Raw genomic sequence first — 20,950 nt, 5'->3', positions numbered from 1 at the left:
CGCCACCTAGAAAGGGAACAGCGGGCTGAGGAAGAAACGGTCGAACCAGCCTGGCTGACTCGCATCGGCAAATGAACCGGTGCCCGAGTAGGTGATGCGCGCATCCGCGACGCGGGTCGATGACACGGTGTTATCGGTGGAGATATCGTCAGCCCGGACCAGGCCGGCAATCCGTACCAGCTCGTCGCCGGTGTTGAGGGTCATCCACTTCTCGCCGCGCACGGCGATGATGCCGTTGGGCAATACGTCGGCGACGGTCACGGTGATCGAACCGGTCAGGGTGTTGCCCTGGGCAGCCTTGCTGTCACCTTTGGTTGCGCGGTCGCCTTCGTAGCTGGCGTCCAGGCTCAGGTCACCACTGCCAAACGGATTGTTGGTGCTGGGCGTGGAACCGAACAGAGAGCTCAGGCCGATGCTGGCCTTGCTGTTCTTGCCAATCTGCGAGTTGGCGTTTTTGCTGGCCTGGGTCTTCTCGTTCAGGGTGATGGTGATGATGTCACCGACCCGGAACGCCTTGCGGTCGCTGTACAGGTTCTGTTCGAAGCCGGCCTGGTAGATCGAGCCGTTGTTGGCGGCAGCCGGCAACGGCGTGCGCGGCAACACCGGTGCATAGTAGGGATCATTGGGCTTGGGCGACATGGGCACACAGCCCGCGAGCACAGTGACCCCACTCAGTGCCAGAACAGATACAAAGCGTTTCATGACCCTACCTCACGGTGTTGCCGGCGACCTCTTGGCCGCCCCAAAGACTTGATTACAGATTCTGCGTTACGAACGAGAGCATCTGGTCGGCGGTGGAGATCACCTTGGAGTTCATCTCGTAGGCGCGCTGAGTGGTGATCATGTTGACCATCTCTTCAACGGTGCTGACGTTGGAGGTTTCCAGGGTGTTCTGCAGCGTGGTACCGAAACCGGCAAGGCCCGGGGTGCCGACTTGCGGCGCGCCACTGGCGGCAGTTTCCAGGAACAGGTTGTTGCCCACGGCCTGCAGGCCGGCCGGGTTGATGAAGTCGGCGGTCTGCAGGTTGCCGATCACCTGGGAGGCCGGGTTGCCGGCGACGGTGATGGACACGGTGCCGTCCTTGCCCACGGTGAAGGTCTGGGCGTCGTTCGGAATGACGATCGCCGGCTCCAGGGCAAAGCCGCTGGCGTTGACGATCTGGCCGTTGGAGTCCAGGTGGAAAGTACCGTCACGGGTGTAGGACGTGGTGCCGTCCGGCTGCAGGATCTGGAAGAAGCCGCGACCGTCGATGGCCATGTCCAAAGGTTGCTCGGTGGTTTGCAGGCTGCCGGCGTTGAAATTTTTCTGGGTGCCGACGATGCGCACACCGGTACCCAGTTGCAGGCCCGACGGCAGTTCGCTGTCCTGGGTCGACTGAGCGCCTGGCTGACGCTTGATCTGGTACAGCAGGTCCTGGAACTCGGCGCGGTCACGTTTGAAACCCGTGGTCGAGACGTTCGCCAGGTTGTTGGAAATGGTGGTCAGGTTGGTGTCCTGGGCGGACAGACCGGTTTTGGCAACCCATAGAGCCGGAAGCATTCGATTCTCCTCGTGCGCCTGTTTTACGGCGCGACGTTCTGGTAATTAGCTGATCTGCAAGACCCGAGCCATGGCCTGGTCGTCTTCTTTGGCGGTGTTCATCATCTTGATGTGCAGCTCGAACTGCTTCGACAGGGCCAGTACCTGAGTCATCTCGTCCACAGCATTGACGTTGCTCGACTCGAGGAAACCGGAGACCAGCTTGACGTTGGCATCGGCTTGCGCAGGCTGGCCGTCCTTGGTGTGGATCGAACCGTCCAAGCCCTTGGTCATGTTCTTGATGTCCGGGTTGACCAGCTTGATGCGGTCGACTTCGGCCATGACCCGCGGGCCTTCGCCCATTGCGCGAATGCTGATGGTGCCGTCCTCGCCCACTTCGATCTGCTGCTCGGGCGGCACGGCGATCGGTCCGCCATTGCCGATCACCGGCATGCCGTTGCCCGCGCGCAGCACACCCAGCGCATCCACCACCAGGCTGCCGGTACGCACGTAGCTTTCGCCGCCATCAGGGTTCTGCACCGCCAGCCAGCCGTTGCCTTGCACGGCAACATCGAGGTCGCGGCCGGTCTGTACCAGCGAGCCTGGGGAAAAGTCGGTGGCCGGGCGTTCGGACAGGGCAAACGCTCGCGCCGGAAAGCTGTCACCGAACACCGGCATCGAGCGGGCCTGCTCCAGGTCTTTCTGGAAGCCGCTGGTAGAGATGTTCGCCAGGTTGTTGGCATGGGCCTTTTGCGCCAGCGCATTCTGGCTGGCGCCGGTCATTGCCACATAAAGGTACTTGTCCACACGCTTTCCTCTGCCTGCCGGACGTTTGCCGCCCGATGCTGTTCTGAGGTGGCATAAGCAATTTGCAGACCAAGTTGGTTTTGGCGGCGCGAGGCCCGGCAAACAAAGGACTTGAGAGATTTCGCAGGTCTGGAGGGTTTGCATCAGAGACGAAAAACCGGCGGTGATATGCCGGTAAGTGGCAACGCATGACCTGGTTACCAGCAATGCTGGCCCCTTCGCGAGCAAGCCCGCTCCCACAGTGATCTGTGGCGTTCACAAAACCTGTGGGAGCGGGCTTGCTCGCGAAGAGGCCGGCACAATCACAACAAAAGTCAGCTAAGACTCAGTCTTGCCCACCTCATAATCACGCAACTTGTTGGCAATGGTGGTATGCGAAACCCCCAACCGCTTGCCCAGCTGCCGACTGCTCGGGTGCTCGGAATACAATCGCTCCAACACCGCCTTCTCAAAGCGCCCGACAATCTCGTCCAGCCCGCCTTCCAACGAAAAATCGCCAAGTGGCTGACGCACACCGTAGTCCGGCAGACGAATATGCTCGGCCTTGACCGTCCCGCCGTCGCACAGGGAAACCGCCTGGAACAGCACGTTTTCCAACTGCCGAACGTTGCCCGGCCAATGGTAATGACTGAGCCGGTCCATGGCTGCTGGCGCGAGCTTGGGCAGCGGGCAACCGATCTGCCGGCTGGCCTGATCGAGGAAGTGCTCCACCAGCGGCGTCAAGCCGTCCAGGCATTCGCGCAGCGGCGGGATGTGCAACGACAGCACGTTCAATCGGTGATACAGGTCCTGGCGAAACTCCCCACGGGCACAGAGTTCGGACAGGTCGACCTGGGTCGCGCAGATCACCCGCACGTCGAGGTACACCTCTTCATCGCTGCCTACGCGACGGAAGCAGCCATCCTGCAGGAAGCGCAGCAATTTCACCTGCAGGCGCGGGCTCATTTCCCCGACACCATCGAGAAACAGCGTACCGCCCGCCGTCAGCTCCAACAGCCCGAGCTTACCCTCGGCCCGGGCGCCCTCGAAGGCGCCAGGGCCATAGCCGAACAGCTCGGTCTCGGCCATGGATTCCGGCAGACCGGCGCAATTGAGCGCCATCAGCGGCGATTGCCCGCGCGGGCTGGCCAGATGACAGGCCCGCGCCAACAACTCTTTACCGGTGCCGGTCTCGCCTTCTATCAATAGTGGCGCATCGAGCGGGGCCATGCGCCGGGCTTCGCGCACCACCGCCGCCATCACCTTCGAGCTTTGAAAGATGCTGTCGAAGCCGCGCAACTCCTGCTTGCGTACGTTATAGATGCGCTCGCCCACCCGGTCGGCGCGATGCAGGGTCAGCACCGCCCCGGCCATGGCTTCGCTGTCGTCATGCTCCGATTGCAGGGGCGCGATGTCGGCCAGGAACACATCGCCCTTGACCTTGACCCGCAGTCCGTTGATCCGCGATTTGTTGGCGCGCACCAGCTCCGGCAAATCGAAATCCTCGGCATAACGCGACAGGGGAATCCCCGGCACCTCATCTACCCGCACACCCAGCAACTGCGCCGCCGCGCGATTGGCCGCGACGATGGAACCGCCCATGTCGATCGACAGCACCGGAAACTCCAGGGCGCCGAGCAACGCATTGAGCTCCATGTGCCGACGCTCACTGGGCATTAGCCCTACACGCTTGACGCCAAAAACCCCGGCAATCGCCTCGAATTTCGGACGCAGTGCCTGGAACTGAATGTTGATCAGGTTCGGACAGTGCAGGTAGATGGCATTGCCATGCTCGCCACCCACTTCACCGCGGGCGACGTTGATACCGTACTCGACCAACAGGTTGAGGATGTCGCGCAGGATGCCGATGCGGTTCTGGCAGTGGACTTTGATACGCATGTAAAAGACCTGATAAACGATGATTGACCTGTGGGAGCCAGCCTGCTGGCGATGGCGTCGCATCAGGCGATATTGTTGTCGAATGACACGCCGCTATCGCCAGCAGGCTGGCTCCCACAGGGTTAGCGCCCGACTTTTCTGATCAGGCGCTCAGATAGTCGTCAAGATTATGTGACAGATGTAGGGCTTTTCCCACCCGCCAATCTCAACATTTACGCGATGACGGCCAATACGTAACGAAAACTTTACGATAATCCAGGGATTTTCCCGCGCAGGACGCCGCTCACCTGCTGCAGCGCTGCAATCGATGGGGTATTCCTAGGTCCATAGCAGCACATAACAAGAACGAATCCCCTAGCAGGAGAGCAGCATGAAGCAGACGCAATACGTGGCTCGCGAGCCCGATGCGCATGGTTTTATCGACTACACCGCCGAAGAACACGCGGTGTGGAACACGCTGATCACTCGCCAACTGAAAGTGATCGAAGGGCGTGCGTGCCAGGAATACCTGGACGGCATCGAAAAACTCGGTCTGCCCCACGACCGCATTCCGCAACTGGGCGAGATCAACAAGGTCCTCGGTGAAACCACCGGCTGGCAAGTTGCCCGCGTGCCGGCGCTGATCCCCTTCCAGACCTTTTTTGAATTGCTCGCCAGCAAGCAGTTTCCGGTGGCCACCTTCATTCGTACCCGCGAAGAGCTGGATTACCTGCAAGAGCCGGACATTTTCCACGAGATTTTCGGCCACTGCCCGCTGCTGACCAACCCCTGGTTCGCTGAATTCACCCACACCTACGGCAAACTCGGCCTCAAGGCATCAAAGGAAGAGCGCGTGTACCTGGCGCGCCTGTACTGGATGACCATCGAGTTCGGCCTGGTCGACACCCCGCAAGGCCAGCGCATTTACGGCGGCGGCATCCTGTCTTCACCGAAAGAAACCGTGTATTGCCTGTCGGACGAGCCTGAGCATCAGGCATTCGATCCGCTGGAATGCATGCGCACGCCTTACCGCATCGACATCCTGCAACCGCTGTATTTCGTTCTGCCGAACCTCAAGCGCCTGTTCGACCTGGCCCACGAAGACATCATGGGCATGGTCCAGCAAGCGATGCAGATGGGTCTGCATGCTCCGAAATTTCCACCGAAACCCAAAGCGGCCTGAACCGCCGCTTTTTCGATCAAGTGAGTCTGTCAGGAACCGACGCTTTGCTTTAGCGTGGTGTTATTGACGGTCGATTTCCCTTTATCCCGATTTCAGGAATCCATCATGTCCACATTGAACCAAGCCCACTGCGAAGCCTGCCGCGCCGACGCCCCACAGGTCAGCGATGATGAACTGCCAGTCCTGATCAAGCAGATCCCGGACTGGAACATCGAAGTTCGCGACAGCATCATGCAGCTGGAAAAGGTTTTCCTGTTCAAGAACTTCAAGCACGCCCTGGCGTTCACCAACGCCGTCGGTGAAATCTCCGAGGCCGAAGGTCATCACCCTGGCCTGCTGACCGAGTGGGGCAAAGTCACCGTGACCTGGTGGAGCCACTCGATCAAGGGCCTGCACCGCAACGACTTCATCATGGCCGCGCGCACGGACATCGTTGCCAAGGACGCCGAGGGCCGCAAATAATGCATTTCGACGCCATCGGCCGGGTGCCCGGCGACCCGATCCTCGGTCTGATGGAGGCGTATGCGCAGGACCCCAACCCGCGCAAATTCGACCTCGGCGTGGGTGTCTACAAAGACGCCCAGGGCCTGACCACCATTCCCCAGGCGGTGAAGCTGGCCGAAGCGCGCCTGGTGGATCGCCAGACCACCAAGACCTACATCGGCGGTCACGGCGACGCGGCTTTCGGCAAGGTCATCAGTGAGTTGGTGCTCGGCGCCGACTCGACGCTGCTCAGCGAACAACGCGCCGGCGCCACCCAGACCCCGGGCGGCACTGGTGCGTTGCGCTTGAGCGCTGACTTCATCGCCCAGTGCCTGCCGGGCCGTGGCGTCTGGCTGAGCAATCCGACCTGGCCGATCCACGAAACCATTTTCGCCGCGGCCAAGGTCAAGGTCAGCCATTACCCTTACGTGGGCAGTGACAACCGTCTCGACGTCGACGCCATGCTCGCCGCGCTCGAGCAAGCCCCCAAGGGCGACGTGGTGCTGCTGCACGCCTGCTGCCACAACCCGACCGGCTTCGATCTGTCCCATGACGACTGGCGCCGGGTGCTCGACGTGGTGCGCCGGCGCGAGTTGCTGCCGCTGATCGATTTCGCCTACCAGGGCTTCGGTGACGGCCTGGAGCAGGACGCCTGGTCCACCCGACTGTTCGCCGCCGAGTTGCCGGAAGTCTTGATCACCAGCTCCTGCTCGAAGAACTTCGGCCTCTACCGCGACCGCACCGGCGCGCTGATTGTCTGTGCGAAATCCGCCGACAAGCTGACCGACATCCGCAGCCAACTGGCCCACATCGCCCGCAACCTGTGGTCGACGCCGCCGGATCACGGCGCTGCCGTGGTGGCGACCATCCTCGGCGACCCGGAACTGAAAAACCTCTGGGCCGACGAAGTGGAAACCATGCGCTTGCGTATTGCGCAACTGCGCAGCGGTTTGCTCGAAGCGCTGGAGGCTTACGGTTTGCGTGAGCGCTTTGCGCACATTGGTGTGCAGCGCGGAATGTTTTCCTTCACCGGGATGACACCTGAGCAAGTGAAAGCGCTGCGGGATAACCATAGCGTGTACATGGTCAGTTCGGGTCGGGCGAACGTTGCCGGCATTGATGCTACGCGCCTGGATTTGCTGGCCGAGGCGATCGCCACCGTCTGCAAGTAAACCCCTACTGTGGGAGCCAGCCTGCTGGCGATAGCGGTCTATCATTCAACATCACCGCTGAATGACACTCCGCTATCGCCAGCAGGCTAGCTCCCACATTTGTTTTGTGTTGATCTTCCAGACCTGTCTAGACAACCCCATTCGTCGAAACAAATGGATATAAAAGTCTGTTTGTCATTTCTACTCCTGTATCCTGCCCAGGCTTTTTTGAAAGCGCGGATCTACCAGATCTATCAACAGACTTAGCGAGGAGCGCGACCATGCACGAGATTCCTAATCTCCCCTTCCCAAGCCTGCACGTACCTGAGCAGACGACCACGCAACAAGCCGGTGCCCAACAGCCCGAGCCGAAAGAAGCCACTGACCGCCGCCAGGCAGACAGCGAAGACTGAAACACCCGCCGTACAGACTGTGTGGAAAGCGCTAACATGCGCTTTCCACACCGCCTGAACAGTGACCCCGCCCATGACCGACGAATTCGACGAAACCCAGGCCAGCCTCCTGATCGGCACCGCCGAGAAAATGATCGAAATCTGGAATCGCCTCTCCCCCGAGAAACAGGCCGCTTTGCTCGCCCGCTTCGGCAGCGAAGAAAACGCACTGGCCGCCCTGGTCACCACGCAACTGGTCGCACCTGCCAAGCCTGATTGATCCCGCCCGGCAAATAGTTTTACTTTTTCCACGACCCGCGGCCGCTCGCGCCGCTATCATAAGCAGCCTATCTATCCTGCTTTCCCGTGGACCTTTACCCATGTCTGAAAACCAGCGCCCCCTGGCGGTCACGCTGCAAGTCGTTTCCATCGTCCTGTTTACCTTCATCGGCTACCTCAATATCGGCATTCCCTTGGCGGTACTGCCGGGCTATGTCCATAGCGACCTGGGTTTTGGTGCGGTGATCGCCGGGCTGGTGATCAGCGTGCAGTACCTCGCCACCCTGCTCAGCCGCCCCTACGCCGGGAAAATCATCGACAACAAGGGCAGCAAGCTGGCGGTGATGTATGGCCTGGCCGGTTGTGGCCTGAGCGGCGTGTTCATGCTGATCTCGGCCTGGACCCAAAGCCTGCCGATGCTCAGCCTGATCAGCCTGCTGATCGGCCGCCTGGTGCTCGGCAGCGCCGAAAGCCTGGTGGGCTCAGGCTCCATTGGTTGGGGCATCGGCCGGGTCGGCGCAGCGAACACCGCCAAGGTCATCTCCTGGAACGGCATCGCCAGTTACGGCGCATTGGCCGTGGGTGCGCCCTTGGGCGTGTTGCTGGTCAAGCAGCTGGGCTTGTGGAGCATGGGCGTGAGCATTGTCCTGCTGGCGCTGCTTGGCCTGCTGCTGGCCTGGCCGAAAACCGCCGCGCCCATTGTGGTCGGTGAACGACTGCCATTCATGCACGTGCTTGGCCGGGTCCTGCCCCACGGTTGCGGCCTCGCACTGGGCTCGATCGGCTTTGGCACCATTGCCACCTTCATCACCCTGTACTACGCCACCCAACACTGGGACAACGCCGTGCTGTGCCTGAGTCTGTTCGGCGCGAGTTTCATCGGTGCACGCCTGCTGTTCGGCAACCTGATCAATCGCCTCGGCGGTTTTCGCGTGGCGATTGCCTGCCTGTCGGTGGAAACCCTGGGCCTGTTGCTGCTGTGGCTGGCACCCGATGCGCATTGGGCGTTGGCGGGCGCGGCCTTGAGCGGTTTCGGTTTCTCGCTGGTGTTTCCGGCGCTGGGTGTCGAAGCGGTCAACCTGGTGCCGGCCTCCAGCCGCGGGGCGGCGGTCGGCGCCTATTCGCTGTTCATCGACTTGTCGCTGGGGATCACCGGGCCGTTGGCTGGTGCGGTTGCGGCGGGCTTCGGCTTTGCCTCGATCTTCCTGTTCGCCGCCCTCGCCGCCTTGAGCGGCCTGGCGCTGAGCGTTTACCTTTACCGGCAGGCACCGAAGCAACGCCAGGCGCGGGATTCACGCTAGAAGTCGACCTTGCCGCGCCCGGCCTTGATGTTGCCGCGCTTGCTCTTGGACTCGAGCCGACGGGTCTTGGAACCGAGGGTCGGCTTGGTCGGCCGGCGTTTCTTTTCGACCTTGGTGGCGCTCTGGATCAACTCGACCAGACGCTCCAGCGCATCGGCGCGGTTCTGCTCCTGGGTCCGGTATTGCTGGGCCTTGATGATCAACACGCCTTCGCTGGTGATGCGACTGTCGCGCAGCGCCAACAGCCGCTCCTTGTAGAACTCGGGCAAGGACGAAGCCGGAATGTCAAAGCGCAGGTGCACCGCGCTGGAGACCTTGTTGACGTTCTGCCCTCCCGCACCCTGGGCGCGAATCGCCGTCAATTCGATCTCGGCATCCGGCAGATGCACGTTGTTGGAAATCACCAGCATGGAAAAGCGTCCGTATTCGAGAGTGTTCAGGATACCGCGAATAGATTGAAGGAATGCGGACCTTGTGGGAGCGTGGCTTGCCCGCGATTCAGGCGCCACGGTTTATCAGGGGCACCGCGTTATCGTTCATCGCGGGCAAGCCACGCTCCCACAGGTTTTTGCAGCGCTCATAAAAAACCCGGCACTTGGCCGGGTTTGTTTTTACTGTGTGCAGTTATTCCACCGCTGGCTGCAAGGCGCGCTGTGCGCTGCGCTTGTTCTTGATGCCGTAGCAGACCCACATGAACACCAGCCACACCGGAATCGCGTACACCGATGTCTGGATCCCCGGAATCAACAGCATCACGCCGAGAATAAACAACACGAACGCCAGGCAGATGTAGTTGCCGTATGGGTACCAGAAGGCCTTGAACAGCGGCGTCTGTTTGGTCTTGTTCATGTGCTGGCGGAACTTGAAGTGCGAGTAGCTGATCATCGCCCAGTTGATCACCAGGGTGGCCACCACCAGCGACATCAGCAGTTCCAGCGCGCTGTGCGGGATCAGGTAGTTCAGCAGCACCGCGATCAGGGTCACGGCGGCCGAGGCCAGGATCGAACGCACTGGCACGCCGCGCTTGTCGATCTTCGCCAATGCTTTCGGCGCATCGCCCTGCTCGGCCATGCCCAGCAGCATGCGGCTGTTGCAGTAGGTGCCGCTGTTGTACACCGACAAGGCCGCGGTCAGGACCACGAAGTTGAGGATGTGCGCAGCGGTGTTGCTGCCCAGCATCGAGAACACTTGCACGAACGGGCTGCCGCTGTAGGAATCACCGGAGGCGTTCAGGGTGGCCAGCAAGCTGTCCCACGGGGTCAGCGACAGCAGGATCACCAGCGCACCGATGTAGAAAATCAGGATCCGGTAGATCACCTGGTTGATCGCTTTCGGGATCACGGTCTTCGGCTTGTCGGCTTCAGCTGCGGTGAAACCGAGCATTTCCAGGCCACCGAAGGAAAACATGATGAACGCCATGGCCATCACCAGGCCGCTGATCCCATTCGGGAAGAAGCCGCCGTGGGACCACAGGTTGCTGACCGCCGCTTGCGGGCCGCCGTTGCCGCTGACCAGCAGGTAGCTGCCCAGGGCAATCATGCCGACGATCGCCACGACCTTGATGATCGCGAACCAGAACTCGGCCTCGCCAAAGACTTTGACGTTGGCCAGGTTGACCGCGTTGATCAGCACGAAGAACGCCGCTGCGGAGGCCCAGGTCGGGATGTCCGGCGCCCAGTAGTGGATGTATTTGCCGACCGCCGTCAGCTCCGACATGCCGACCAGAATGTACAGGATCCAGCAGTTCCAGCCCGACAGGAAACCGGCAAAGCCGCCCCAGTACTTGTGCGCGAAGTGGCTGAAGGAGCCGGCCACCGGGTCTTCGACGATCATTTCACCCAGCTGGCGCATGATCATGAAGGCGATGAAACCGCAGATGGCGTAGCCGAGGATCATCGACGGGCCGGCGGATTTCAGTACCCCGGCCGAGCCGAGGAACAGACCGGTACCAATCGCGCCACCGAGGGCAATCAATTGAATGTGGCGATTTTTCAGGCCGCGTTTCAGCTCGCCTGAATGCGAGTTTTGTCCACTCATGAAAAGGGTCTCACGCAAGGTTTGATGATGTTCAGAAGGCGTTGCTGCTCAAGACAGACGTTAAGCAGCGCCGATCAAACCCCAGCGCAGGCACCAGGAGTTCAGCGTATTTACAACGGTCATGCGTCACCTGTTTGTTTTTATCTGTGACGAAATCGAACCCGACGCGCTTGTGGCGCGGCGGAGTGAACAAGGCGGATAGCCTTGAGGTTTGCGCATTTGCGCAGGAGGTCACAGGTAAAACGCGGCGCATTGTACACCGGTAACCCCCTGTTGCCAGACCCCGCTGGATCAGCGTGTCGGTAGCCGGGATTGCATGTGTCCGCCTCGATGGGATCGGGCGACTGCAAAAAGGAGGTCAGACCTTTGCGGGTCATGGACCGGGACGGTGGAAAAACCGACCCGCGATGGGAGCTGGAAATGGATTGCGGCGTTCATTGCGCCTCCTTTTTGTTATGCACCTGCACGACAGGCATGGCGCGCATAACACCTTGCATGGGGGCGGGAAACAAGCGGGCTAGAGCGCTGGGGGAAGGACTTGAGCGAATTGAGCGTAAGAATTTTTTTACGGCATTACGTGAGAGGCGATTTCATGGGGTTAATACGGGGATTTCGTCATGAAATCTTTACAGCCTGTCATTTTGACTTTCCACTTCGGAATCACTGGTGCAGCGACTGGCGCTTTCGCGAGCAAGCCCGCTCCCACAGCGGATCGCATTTATCTGTGCCGACTCGGTCACCTGTGGGAGCGGGCTTGCTCGCGAAAGCGTCCTCAAAAACGCTACAGGGCTAAAACCAGGCACAAAAAAAACGCCAACCCGAAGGCTGGCGTTTTTCATGAAGCGCTTTTCGATTACTCAGGCTTGCGACGACCAAACCCCGGACGCTGACCGGAACCGGCCGGTGCGCCACGGCGCTTGCCCGACGGCGCATCACCGTCGACCAGCTTGATCCCCGGACGCTTCGGCGCCGGCTTGGCCGGACGCTTGGTGTCGGCCGGACGATCAGCTACCGGCGTACCACGGCCTTCGCCACGCTCGGTGCGGCCATTGGCCGGACGCGGCGTGCGTGGACCGCGTTCACCGTCCTGACGAGCAGCCGGCTTGCGCGCCGGGCGCTCGCCTTCGATCTGCGGCTCGCGGCTGGCACGTGGCGCTGCAGGTGCGGCGGTGGCTGGACGCAGGGTCCGTACGCGCTCGGTCTTGGCCATTGGACGCGACGATTTACGCTGCATCCGGTCAAGCTTGTCTTTGCTCTTGGCGTTCATCTGCGGCATCGCGACCGGCGTCAGGCCGACCTCGGCACTGAGGATGTCGACTTCGTACTGGCTCATTTCGCGCCAGCGACCCATCGGCAGGTCCGAGTTGAGGAACACCGGACCGAAACGCACGCGCTTCAGACGGCTGACCACCAGGCCCTGGGATTCCCACAGGCGACGTACTTCGCGGTTACGACCTTCCATCACCACGCAGTGGTACCAGTGGTTGAAACCTTCGCCGCCCGGCGCCTGCTTGATGTCGGTGAATTTGGCCGGGCCGTCTTCGAGGACCACGCCGGCTTTCAGGCGCTCGATCATCTCGTCATCGACTTCGCCACGCACACGCACCGCGTATTCACGGTCCATTTCGTAGGAAGGGTGCATCAGGCGGTTGGCCAGCTCACCGTCGGTGGTGAACATCAGCAGGCCGGTGGTGTTGATGTCGAGGCGCCCGATATTGATCCAGCGACCTTCTTTCGGCTTTGGCATCTTGTCGAACACGGTCGGACGGCCTTCCGGGTCGACACGGGTGCAGATTTCGCCATCGGGCTTGTTGTACATGATCACGCGGCGGACCGACTCGGCGGCCTCTTCACGCTTGATGACCTTGCCGTCGATGGTGATGGCGTCGTGCATGTCGACGCGCTGGCCAAGGGTGGCGTCTTTGCCGTTGACCTTGATCCGGCCGTGGCTGATCCAGGCTTCCACGTCACGGCGCGAGCCGACGCCGATACGGGCGAGGACCTTCTGCAGCTTTTCGCCTGCTGGGCCGATTTCCTGGTCGTCTTTCTGGTCTTTGATACTCATCTGGGCACCTCCCGGTGTGTTCTGAAAACTGGGTACTTGGGCGAAGGGATCGCCGAAGGGTCGCGAATCATACGCGCATGCGGGCGTTTGCGCATCAGAGACTAGCTGATGAATGCAAGGTTATTGGCTTTTCCGCCGGCCGGTGATCCACTTTGAACACATTCCCCCTCATTGGAACTGTGTCAGTCTTCGAACTCGCGGCGTTCGGCTTCGATGGCTTCGGCGAGGGCCAAGGCTTCGGCTTCTTCGTCGGATAGCTCCGGCTCGGGCTTTGGCTGCTCCAGGGCAGCGACGGCGGCCAGGAGCTTTTCGCGAGCCTCGGCAACGCCGAGGATGTCGTCTTCCTGCTCGGGCTCAGCTTCGGGTTCAACCTGTTCCGGTTCGATGTCAGGCTGCTCCGGATCAATCCCCGGCAACTCACCATCACGCAACAAATCGTCGAAGTCGGTCTTGATCCCCTCCTCCATGCTGTCCAGCTCCAGCAACAGCGTATGGAAACTGGTCTCTTCCTTAGGCTCTTCCGGCTCGGCGCTGGCGTCGGCCAGTTCTTGCAGCCCTGCAGGTACTGGCGCGTCGTCGAAATCGAGCACCGGGTCCGGCTCCAGTTCGCGCACCTCGGCCAGCGGCGGCAGGTCATCGAGGTTCTTCAGGTTGAAATGATCGAGAAACGCCTTGGTGGTGGCGAACATCGCCGGCTTGCCCGGCACATCGCGGTAGCCGACGATGCGGATCCACTCGCGCTCCATCAGCGTCTTGACGATCTGGCTGTTGACCGCCACGCCCCGCACATCCTCGATCTCGCCTCGGGTGATCGGCTGGCGATAGGCGATCAAGGCAATGGTTTCGAGCATGGCCCGCGAGTAGCGCTGCGGCCGCTCTTCCCATAAGCGCCCGACCCACGGCGAAAACTTTTCACGGATTTGCAGGCGATAGCCGGAAGCAACCTCCTTCAACTCGTAGGCGCGGCCATCACAGGACTTGCCCAGAATGGTCAGGGCTTTCTTGAAGACCGCGGGTTCCGGGCGCTCGCCCTCTTCGAAGAGCTCGAACAGGCGCTCCAGCGATTGCGGTTTTCCAGAGGCCAACAGAAAGGCTTCGAGCAGTGGCGCCAGCTCGCGGGGTTCACTCAGGTTCATGATTGGACTCGTTATTCGGCTCGTGCTCGGACGTGGATCGCGGCGAACGGCTCATTCTGCACCAGCTCGACCAAGGATTCCTTGACCAGCTCGAGAATTGCCATGAAGGTCACGACAACCCCCAGGCGCCCTTCCTCGGCGGTGAACAGCTCGACGAACGGTACGAAACCGCCGCCCTTGAGCCGTTCCAGCACATCGCTCATGCGTTCGCGGGTGGACAGTGCTTCGCGGCTGACCTGGTGGCTTTCGAACATGTCGCCACGGCGAAGCACCTCGGCCATGGACAGCAAAATCTCGGACAAGCGCACATCCGGCAACAGTTTGCGCGCCCTGGCTTCCGGGGCATCGAGCTTGGGCACCACCACGTCGCGACCGACCCGGCTCAGGCCATCGATGCCTTCGGCGGCGGCCTTGAAACGCTCGTACTCCTGCAAGCGACGGATCAGTTCGGCTCGCGGGTCTTCTTCCTCGTCCTCGACGGTTTCAGCCCGCGGCAGCAGCATCCGCGACTTGATCTCGGCCAGCATCGCGGCCATCACCAGGTATTCGGCGGCCAGTTCCAGGCGCACCGACTGCATCAACTCGACATACCCCATGTACTGACGGGTGATTTCCGCCACCGGGATGTCGAGGATGTTGATGTTCTGTTTGCGGATCAGGTACAGGAGCAGGTCGAGGGGGCCTTCGAAGGCTTCGAGAAAGACCTCCAGCGCATCCGGCGGGATGTACAGGTCCAGCGGCATTTCCATGACCGCCTGGCCATAGACCATGGCGAAAGGCAGCTCTTGTTGGGCCCCAGCCTGACTGTCGACGGGTTCAACTGCGGACATCTAGGCCTCGACCATGAACGGCGCAGGGTCGCCACAACCGACGCGGATCACTTCCGGCTCGCCATCGGCGAGGTTGATCACCGTAGAAGCCTTGATCCCGCCGAAACCGCCATCGATGATCAGGTCGACCTGATGCTCGAGCAACTGGCGCATTTCGTAAGGATCGGTCAAAGGATCCTCGTCGCCCGGCATGATCAGCGTCACGCTCATCAACGGTTCGCCAAGCTCTTCGAGCAACGCCAGGGCAATCGGGTGGCTCGGCACCCGCAGGCCGATGGTGCGCTTTTTCGGATGCAACAGCAGGCGCGGGACTTCACGGGTGGCGTTGAGGATGAAGGTGTAGGGCCCTGGAAGATGAGCCTTGAGAATGCGGAAGGTGCCCGTGTCGATCTTGGCGAACAGCCCCAGTTGTGACAGATCGCTGCAGATCAGCGCAAAGTTGTGCTTTTCGTCGAGCTGGCGCAGTCGGCGTACGCGCTCCACGGCGACCTTGTCGCCGATCTGGCAACCGATGGCGTAGGAGGAGTCCGTGGGATAGATCACCACCCCGCCCTTGCGAATGATCTCGACAGCCTGCTTGATCAGGCGCGCTTGCGGGTTTTCCGGATGAATCTGGAAAAATTGACTCACATTCTCTACCTGTTCAGACGACGGCAATATTTGGGTCATGTTTGAATCGACACCACAGTGGTGGCAGATCCTCCGGAAGCGGGCGATATTCACCGATCTCGGACCAGCCTCCAGGGCCATGAAAATCACTGCCGGCGCTGACCAGCAGACCGAACTCGCGGGCCAGAATAGCCAGGCTGCCTACTTGCTCGGCAGGCTGATGGCCATTGACCACTTCGATCGCGTGGCCCCCTGCTTGAATATAGTCGGCAATCAGGCGGCGACGCTTGCTGCGAGTGAATTCGTAGTGCCAGGGGTGAGCCAGACTGACCCACGCCTTGGCCGCGCGCAGGGTTTCGACGGTTTCTTCCAGGGTTGGCCAGTGTTGCTTGACGTCGCCCAGCTTGCCGGCACCCAGCCATTTGCGGAACGCTTCGGCGCGATCCTTGACGAAACCTTCGCGCACCATCCAGTCGGCGAAGTGCGGGCGGGCCGGCGCGTTACCGCTGTCGCCCAGGGCCTGCTGGACTTCCCGGGCGCCTTCGAGCGCTCCCGGCATGCCTTTCAACGCCAGTTTGCGGCTGATTTCCTCGGAACGTAGCCAGCGGCCGTCGCGCAACTTGGCAATCGCCTCGACCAACGGCGCGGCATTGACATCGAAACCGTAGCCCAGCACGTGAATGGTCGCGCCGCCCCAGGTGCAGGACAATTCGACGCCATTGACCAGTTGCATCCCCAGCGCATTCGCTGCACAGCGGGCCTCGTCGAGGCCTTCGAGGGTGTCGTGATCGGTCAAGGCCAGGACTCGCACGCCTTTCTCGAACGCTCGCGCAACCAGGATCGCAGGCGCCAGGGCGCCATCGGAGGCCGTGCTATGGCAGTGCAAATCAACATTCACAGGGCTTTGTAACCTCAAATCAGCTGGCGCTATCGCGCGCCCATATGTTTGTTATTATGCCGCCACATCCTGCTTCTGGCTGCCACTGTGAAACAATTCATCGATTTCATCCCGCTCCTGCTGTTTTTCATCGTCTTCAAGATCGATCCACGGGTCGTCGACATAGCCGGCCACGAGGTCACTGTAGGCGGCATCTACAGCGCCACCGCGATGCTGATCATCAGCTCCCTGGTGGTCTACGGCACGCTGTTCATCAAGCAGCGCAAGCTGGAGAAGAGCCAGTGGCTGACCCTGATCGCCTGCCTGGTCTTCGGCAGCCTGACCCTGGCCTTCCACAGCGAGACCTTCCTGAAATGGAAAGCTCCGGTGGTCAACTGGCTGTTCGCCCTGGCGTTCATCGGCAGCCACTTCATCGGTGACCAACTGCTGATCAAGCGCATCATGGGCCACGCGCTGAGCCTGCCGGAGCCGGTCTGGACGCGCCTGAACATCGCCTGGATCGCGTTTTTCCTGTTTTGCGGTGCCGCCAACCTGTTCGTCGCGTTCACGTTCCAGAGCTACTGGGTCGACTTCAAGGTCTTCGGCAGCCTGGGCATGACTTTGCTGTTCCTGGTCGGCCAGGGCATCTACCTGTCCCGCCACCTGCACGACGCCGATACCACAACGCCGAAAACCGAGGACTGACATGCTTTACGCAATCATTGCCACAGACGTCGCCAACTCCCTGGAAGCCCGCCTGGCCGCCCGGCCTGCACACCTTGAGCGCCTGCAGGTGCTCAAAGGCGAAGGTCGCATCGTATTGGCCGGCCCACATCCGGCGGTCGACAGCAATGATCCAGGGGCAGCGGGTTTCACCGGCAGCCTGATCGTCGCCGAATTCGACTCCCTGAGCGCCGCACAGGCCTGGGCCGACGCCGATCCGTACATCGCCGCCGGCGTCTACGCCAACGTCCTGGTCAAGCCTTTCAAGCAAGTCCTGCCGTAACGTCTCTTGGCGCGGTGAACCTTATCGGTTCATCGCGTTCTCAATCGCTCATTATTCTCGTTTGCCTGCCGACAAACTCCCCAATATCCGTATTGGAATCAGGAGTCGCGATGCGCAAAGGTCCGTTGTGTCTGATGTTGGTCACGTTGTCGATCGTGGCGCCCGCCCACGGTGAAGAAGCCGCCGAGGGCGCGAACTCCACGCCGCTGTCCTTGAGCGCCGGCAGCCAGATCAACGAACTGCAGCAACGCTTGAAGGAAAGCGAGCGGCAACGAGAAGAACTGGGCAAACAATTGAACAATGCCGATGGCGAACGCGAAAGCGTCCAGCTGGTCCGGTTGCGCCAGGAGAATCAGCGACTCAAGCTGCAACTTCGGGAAGTCCAGGCCGGCAGTACGATCCCGCGCTTGCTGACCGATCAGCAACAGTGGTTCGTCGTTGGCGCCGGGGTGGCGCTATTGGCCCTGCTCTGCGGTATCTTCGCCAGTGGAGCGAGTCGAAAACGTCGACAATGGCTAAATTGAGTGATTCATGAGCGAGCTGTTACTAATTGATGATGACCAGGAGCTGTGCGAGCTCCTGAGCAGCTGGCTGAGCCAGGAAGGGTTTCAGGTGCGCGCCTGTCACGATGGCCAGAGCGCCCGTCGCGCACTGGCCGAAACCTCCCCGGCGGCCGTGGTGCTGGACGTGATGTTGCCGGACGGCAGTGGCCTGGAACTGCTCAAGCAACTGCGCAGCGATCACCCGGACTTGCCGGTGCTGATGCTGTCCGCCCGCGGCGAACCCCTGGACCGTATCCTCGGCCTGGAGCTCGGTGCCGACGACTACCTGGCCAAACCTTGCGACCCACGGGAACTGACAGCCCGCCTGCGCGCCGTGTTGCGCCGCAGCCATCCGGCGCCGGCGTCCAGCCAGATGGAGCTGGGCGACCTGTGTTTCAGCCCGGTGCGCGGCGTGGTCAGCATCGATGAACAGGAGTTCACGCTTACAGTTTCCGAAAGCCGCCTGCTCGAAGCCCTGCTCAAGCAGCCCGGCGAGCCGCTGGATAAACAGGAACTGGCGCAAATCGCCCTCGGCCGCAAGCTGACCCTGTACGACCGCAGCCTCGACATGCACGTGAGCAACCTGCGCAAAAAAATCGGCCCGCATCCCGATGGCCGCCCGCGCATCGTGGCCCTGCGCAGCCGCGGCTACTACTACAGCCTCTAAACCTACGCTCCCTTGCAGGAGCCGGCTTGCCGGCGAAGGCGTCCTTGAATAATGCGTCGTTCTTTCGGACGCCTTCGCTGGCAAGCCGGCTCCTACAAGGGTTGTTTTTGTCAGGTCGGCGCAAAACCATCTTTACCCAAGCTTTACGTACCGCTGACCGCCGCTGACCTTGATCTGCGTAATCTGAACTCATCCGGAACGTACCGGGAATGAGACAAGGAGATTCACCATGCGCAAGACTCTTATCGCTCTGATGTTCGCCACCGCCCTGCCGACCGTTGCCATGGCCATGCCTGAAGGCGCAGGCCCGATGGATGGCCCGATGGACGGTTCGCGCCACGGCGGTCAGATGCACGGCATGCACGGTAAAGGCCCGTACAGCCAACTGGACCTGAGCCGCGAGCAGCGCGAGCAGATCCGCAAGATCATGGGCGAGCAGATGCACGAGCGTAAGCAAGTGGTCGACAAGTACCTGGAAAAACTCTCGCCAGCCGACCAGAAAGCCATGAAAGATGAAATGGCCGCCAACCACAAGAAAGCCGAAGCCGATGTGCGTGCCTTGTTGAAGCCGGATCAACAGAAGAAATTCGACGAGATCCAGAAAAAACAGGCTGAACGTCGCGCGGAATGGGCAGAGTTCAAGGCCTGGAAAGCGCAGCAGGCGCAAAAAGCGCAATAATGCGCTAACCCCCGGCCCAACGGTTAACCACCGTTGGGCCTCATTGCTTTTGATCTACTGTAGGAGCGAGCTTGCTCGCGATGGACGTCAACGATAACGCGCGGCATCAGGTAGCCCGTGTTGTCTAGTCGTCCATCGCGAACAAGCTCGCTCCTACAGGTCTGTTCGAGGATTTTCTGTGCGCTCATTGTTCTGGCGGGTCCTGGCCAGCTTCTGGCTGGCCATCGCCCTGGTTGCAGGGCTCTCCATTCTGCTCGGGCACATGCTCAATCAGGACGCGTGGATTCTCAGTCGCCATCCGGGCCTCAATACCCTGGCCGAACAATGGACGCAAACCTACGAAACCCAGGGCGAAGACGCAGCCCAGGACATTCTGCAACAGCGCAAGCGCCAATATCACATCGACGTCCAGGTACTCAACGAGAGCGGTGACCCGGTGGTGCGCGGCACCTTCCCACGGCGTGCGGCTGCCTTTGAGGCGCGGCAGAACAACGACGACCGCCGCCTGCCATGGCGGCGCCTGACCGATGAGTTCACCAGCGACAAAAGTGGTGACACCTACCTGTTCATCTACCGCATCCCTCACCCGGAACTCGACGCCTGGCACCGCGAAAGCCTGCTCTGGCCGTTGAGTGCGCTGGGGATCGCCCTGGTGGTACTGACCCTGTTCAGCCTGCTGGTGACCTTCTCCATCACCCGCCCGCTCAGCCGTTTACGCGGCGCGGTGCATGACCTGGGACAAACCACCTACCAACAGAACAGCCTGGTCAAGCTGGCCAACCGCCGCGACGAATTCGGCGTGCTGGCCAACGACTTCAACCGCATGGGCGCGCGCCTGCAAAGCCTGATCGGCAGTCAACGGCAACTGCTGCGCGATGTGTCTCACGAACTGCGGTCCCCGCTCGCCCGGCTGCGCATTGCCCTGGCATTGGCCGAACGGGCCAGCCCTGAAGAGCGGGAAAAACTCTGGCCGCGGCTCACCCGCGAATGCGACCGCCTCGAAGCCTTGATCAGCGAAATCCTCGTGCTGGCGCGGGTCGATGCCGATAACGCCAGTGCCGAAGAAGTGGATCTCAACGCCCTGCTCACGACCCTGCAAAAAGATGCACAGCTGGGTTCACCCGATCAGCTCGTGCACCTGGAAGCCGAGTCGCAGCTGACCCTCAAGGGTTGGCCGACCATGATCGAGCGCGCCGTGGACAACCTGCTGCGCAACGCCCAGCGCTTCAACCCGGCGGGCGGCCTGCCGATTGAAATGCAGGCCTTGCGCCAGGGGGAGCGGATCGTGGTGACCGTGCGTGACCATGGGCCGGGGGCGGAAGCTGAACATTTGCGCCAGCTGGGCGAGCCCTTCTATCGCGCGCCCGGGCAGACGGCAGCCGGGCACGGCCTGGGACTGGCGATTGCGCGCCGTGCGGCGGAACGCCATGGCGGAAGCCTGATGCTGGCCAATCACCCTGAGGGTGGATTTATTGCCAGTCTGGAATTTCCTTTGGTGCCGGGGGCGGTGACCTGAAAAGATCGCAGCCT

At 61.2% G+C, this 20,950-nt stretch carries 23 protein-coding genes; 12 read left to right on the top strand and 11 right to left on the bottom strand.

Annotation, left to right across the window (positions count from 1 at the left end):
- Positions 1-6: 6 nt before the first annotated feature.
- From flgH to ACM6I6_RS11310, 4 genes are all read right to left on the bottom strand, one after another.
- A complete protein-coding gene (gene flgH, locus ACM6I6_RS11325) occupies positions 7-702 on the bottom strand; it encodes a flagellar basal body L-ring protein FlgH (RefSeq protein WP_274074834.1) in 696 nt (231 codons plus the stop codon).
- A 52-nt stretch (positions 703-754) separates the two neighbouring features.
- Complete coding sequence (flgG, locus tag ACM6I6_RS11320) at positions 755-1,540, bottom strand: flagellar basal-body rod protein FlgG (RefSeq protein ID WP_008055493.1); 786 nt, start codon at positions 1,538-1,540, stop codon at positions 755-757.
- A 45-nt stretch (positions 1,541-1,585) separates the two neighbouring features.
- Entirely contained in the window at positions 1,586-2,326 is a 741-nt protein-coding gene (locus ACM6I6_RS11315) for a flagellar basal body rod protein FlgF (RefSeq protein ID WP_274074833.1), read from the bottom strand.
- A gap of 318 nt (positions 2,327-2,644) precedes the next feature.
- Positions 2,645-4,204, bottom strand: a complete 1,560-nt coding sequence (locus tag ACM6I6_RS11310) for a sigma-54-dependent phenylalanine hydroxylase transcriptional regulator PhhR (RefSeq protein WP_020796934.1) — start codon at positions 4,202-4,204, stop codon at positions 2,645-2,647.
- Between the two features lie 370 nt (positions 4,205-4,574).
- Here ACM6I6_RS11310 and phhA point away from each other — a divergent pair, with 370 nt between their 5' ends.
- The 6 genes from phhA to ACM6I6_RS11280 all read left to right on the top strand — a co-directional run bounded on the left by phhA (position 4,575) and on the right by ACM6I6_RS11280 (position 8,972).
- Positions 4,575-5,366, top strand: a complete 792-nt coding sequence (phhA, locus tag ACM6I6_RS11305; RefSeq protein ID WP_274074831.1) for a phenylalanine 4-monooxygenase — start codon at positions 4,575-4,577, stop codon at positions 5,364-5,366.
- A 105-nt stretch (positions 5,367-5,471) separates the two neighbouring features.
- Entirely contained in the window at positions 5,472-5,828 is a 357-nt protein-coding gene (locus tag ACM6I6_RS11300; RefSeq protein WP_414919895.1) for a 4a-hydroxytetrahydrobiopterin dehydratase, read from the top strand.
- On the top strand, positions 5,828-7,021 hold the full coding sequence (locus ACM6I6_RS11295) for an amino acid aminotransferase (RefSeq protein WP_414919894.1): 1,194 nt from the start codon (positions 5,828-5,830) through the stop codon (positions 7,019-7,021). Before ACM6I6_RS11300 ends, ACM6I6_RS11295 begins: the two co-directional genes overlap by 1 nt.
- Positions 7,022-7,281: 260 nt before the next feature.
- Positions 7,282-7,413: a hypothetical protein gene (locus tag ACM6I6_RS11290; RefSeq protein WP_015096286.1), complete on the top strand. Its 132-nt coding sequence runs from the start codon at positions 7,282-7,284 to the stop codon at positions 7,411-7,413.
- 73 nt (positions 7,414-7,486) lie between these two features.
- Entirely contained in the window at positions 7,487-7,672 is a 186-nt protein-coding gene (locus ACM6I6_RS11285) for a hypothetical protein (RefSeq protein ID WP_274074829.1), read from the top strand.
- 100 nt (positions 7,673-7,772) lie between these two features.
- Positions 7,773-8,972, top strand: a complete 1,200-nt coding sequence (locus ACM6I6_RS11280; protein WP_274074828.1) for an MFS transporter — start codon at positions 7,773-7,775, stop codon at positions 8,970-8,972.
- Here ACM6I6_RS11280 and arfB read toward each other — a convergent pair.
- From arfB to ACM6I6_RS11245, 7 genes are all read right to left on the bottom strand, one after another.
- On the bottom strand, positions 8,969-9,382 hold the full coding sequence (gene arfB, locus ACM6I6_RS11275; RefSeq protein ID WP_008055510.1) for an alternative ribosome rescue aminoacyl-tRNA hydrolase ArfB: 414 nt from the start codon (positions 9,380-9,382) through the stop codon (positions 8,969-8,971). The two genes, ACM6I6_RS11280 and arfB, sit on opposite strands and share 4 nt — an antisense overlap.
- A 214-nt stretch (positions 9,383-9,596) precedes the next feature.
- Positions 9,597-11,009 (bottom strand): amino acid permease, encoded by a 1,413-nt coding sequence (locus tag ACM6I6_RS11270; RefSeq protein ID WP_274074827.1) that lies wholly within the window; start codon positions 11,007-11,009, stop codon positions 9,597-9,599.
- An 853-nt stretch (positions 11,010-11,862) separates the two neighbouring features.
- A complete protein-coding gene (gene rluB, locus ACM6I6_RS11265; protein ID WP_274074826.1) occupies positions 11,863-13,074 on the bottom strand; it encodes a 23S rRNA pseudouridine(2605) synthase RluB in 1,212 nt (403 codons plus the stop codon).
- A 182-nt stretch (positions 13,075-13,256) separates the two neighbouring features.
- The gene (gene scpB, locus ACM6I6_RS11260) at positions 13,257-14,210 is read right to left on the bottom strand and encodes an SMC-Scp complex subunit ScpB (protein WP_274074825.1); all 954 of its coding nucleotides are present in this window, start codon (positions 14,208-14,210) and stop codon (positions 13,257-13,259) included.
- An 11-nt stretch (positions 14,211-14,221) separates the two neighbouring features.
- Positions 14,222-14,920 (bottom strand): segregation and condensation protein A, encoded by a 699-nt coding sequence (locus ACM6I6_RS11255; protein ID WP_178134427.1) that lies wholly within the window; start codon positions 14,918-14,920, stop codon positions 14,222-14,224.
- A 120-nt stretch (positions 14,921-15,040) separates the two neighbouring features.
- Complete coding sequence (locus ACM6I6_RS11250) at positions 15,041-15,670, bottom strand: L-threonylcarbamoyladenylate synthase (RefSeq protein ID WP_046816873.1); 630 nt, start codon at positions 15,668-15,670, stop codon at positions 15,041-15,043.
- A 13-nt stretch (positions 15,671-15,683) separates the two neighbouring features.
- Positions 15,684-16,547: a PHP domain-containing protein gene (locus ACM6I6_RS11245; protein ID WP_274074824.1), complete on the bottom strand. Its 864-nt coding sequence runs from the start codon at positions 16,545-16,547 to the stop codon at positions 15,684-15,686.
- A gap of 87 nt (positions 16,548-16,634) precedes the next feature.
- On the opposite strand from ACM6I6_RS11245, the gene ACM6I6_RS11240 reads away from it, so the two are divergent.
- From ACM6I6_RS11240 to ACM6I6_RS11215, 6 genes are all read left to right on the top strand, one after another.
- Positions 16,635-17,231, top strand: a complete 597-nt coding sequence (locus tag ACM6I6_RS11240; protein WP_008055521.1) for a septation protein A — start codon at positions 16,635-16,637, stop codon at positions 17,229-17,231.
- A gap of 1 nt (position 17,232) precedes the next feature.
- Positions 17,233-17,532 carry a YciI family protein gene (locus ACM6I6_RS11235; RefSeq protein WP_007984134.1) on the top strand — a complete coding sequence of 100 codons (300 nt, stop codon included), beginning with the start codon at positions 17,233-17,235 and terminating at the stop codon, positions 17,530-17,532.
- Between the two features lie 110 nt (positions 17,533-17,642).
- A complete protein-coding gene (locus ACM6I6_RS11230) occupies positions 17,643-18,056 on the top strand; it encodes a translation initiation factor 2 (protein ID WP_274074823.1) in 414 nt (137 codons plus the stop codon).
- A gap of 7 nt (positions 18,057-18,063) precedes the next feature.
- Positions 18,064-18,741: a response regulator transcription factor gene (locus tag ACM6I6_RS11225; RefSeq protein ID WP_274074822.1), complete on the top strand. Its 678-nt coding sequence runs from the start codon at positions 18,064-18,066 to the stop codon at positions 18,739-18,741.
- A 229-nt stretch (positions 18,742-18,970) separates the two neighbouring features.
- Positions 18,971-19,420, top strand: a complete 450-nt coding sequence (locus ACM6I6_RS11220) for an LTXXQ domain protein (RefSeq protein ID WP_274074821.1) — start codon at positions 18,971-18,973, stop codon at positions 19,418-19,420.
- A gap of 178 nt (positions 19,421-19,598) precedes the next feature.
- A complete protein-coding gene (locus tag ACM6I6_RS11215; RefSeq protein WP_323608660.1) occupies positions 19,599-20,936 on the top strand; it encodes a HAMP domain-containing sensor histidine kinase in 1,338 nt (445 codons plus the stop codon).
- Positions 20,937-20,950 lie beyond the last annotated feature (14 nt).

Origin of the sequence: Pseudomonas sp. IT-P218 (assembly GCF_949767605.1) — a bacterium.
GTDB classification, from domain to species: Bacteria; Pseudomonadota; Gammaproteobacteria; order Pseudomonadales; family Pseudomonadaceae; genus Aquipseudomonas; species Aquipseudomonas putida_AE.
The sequence above is the reverse complement of the archived record's forward strand: the minus strand, read 5'-3'. Positions and strand labels throughout refer to the sequence as shown.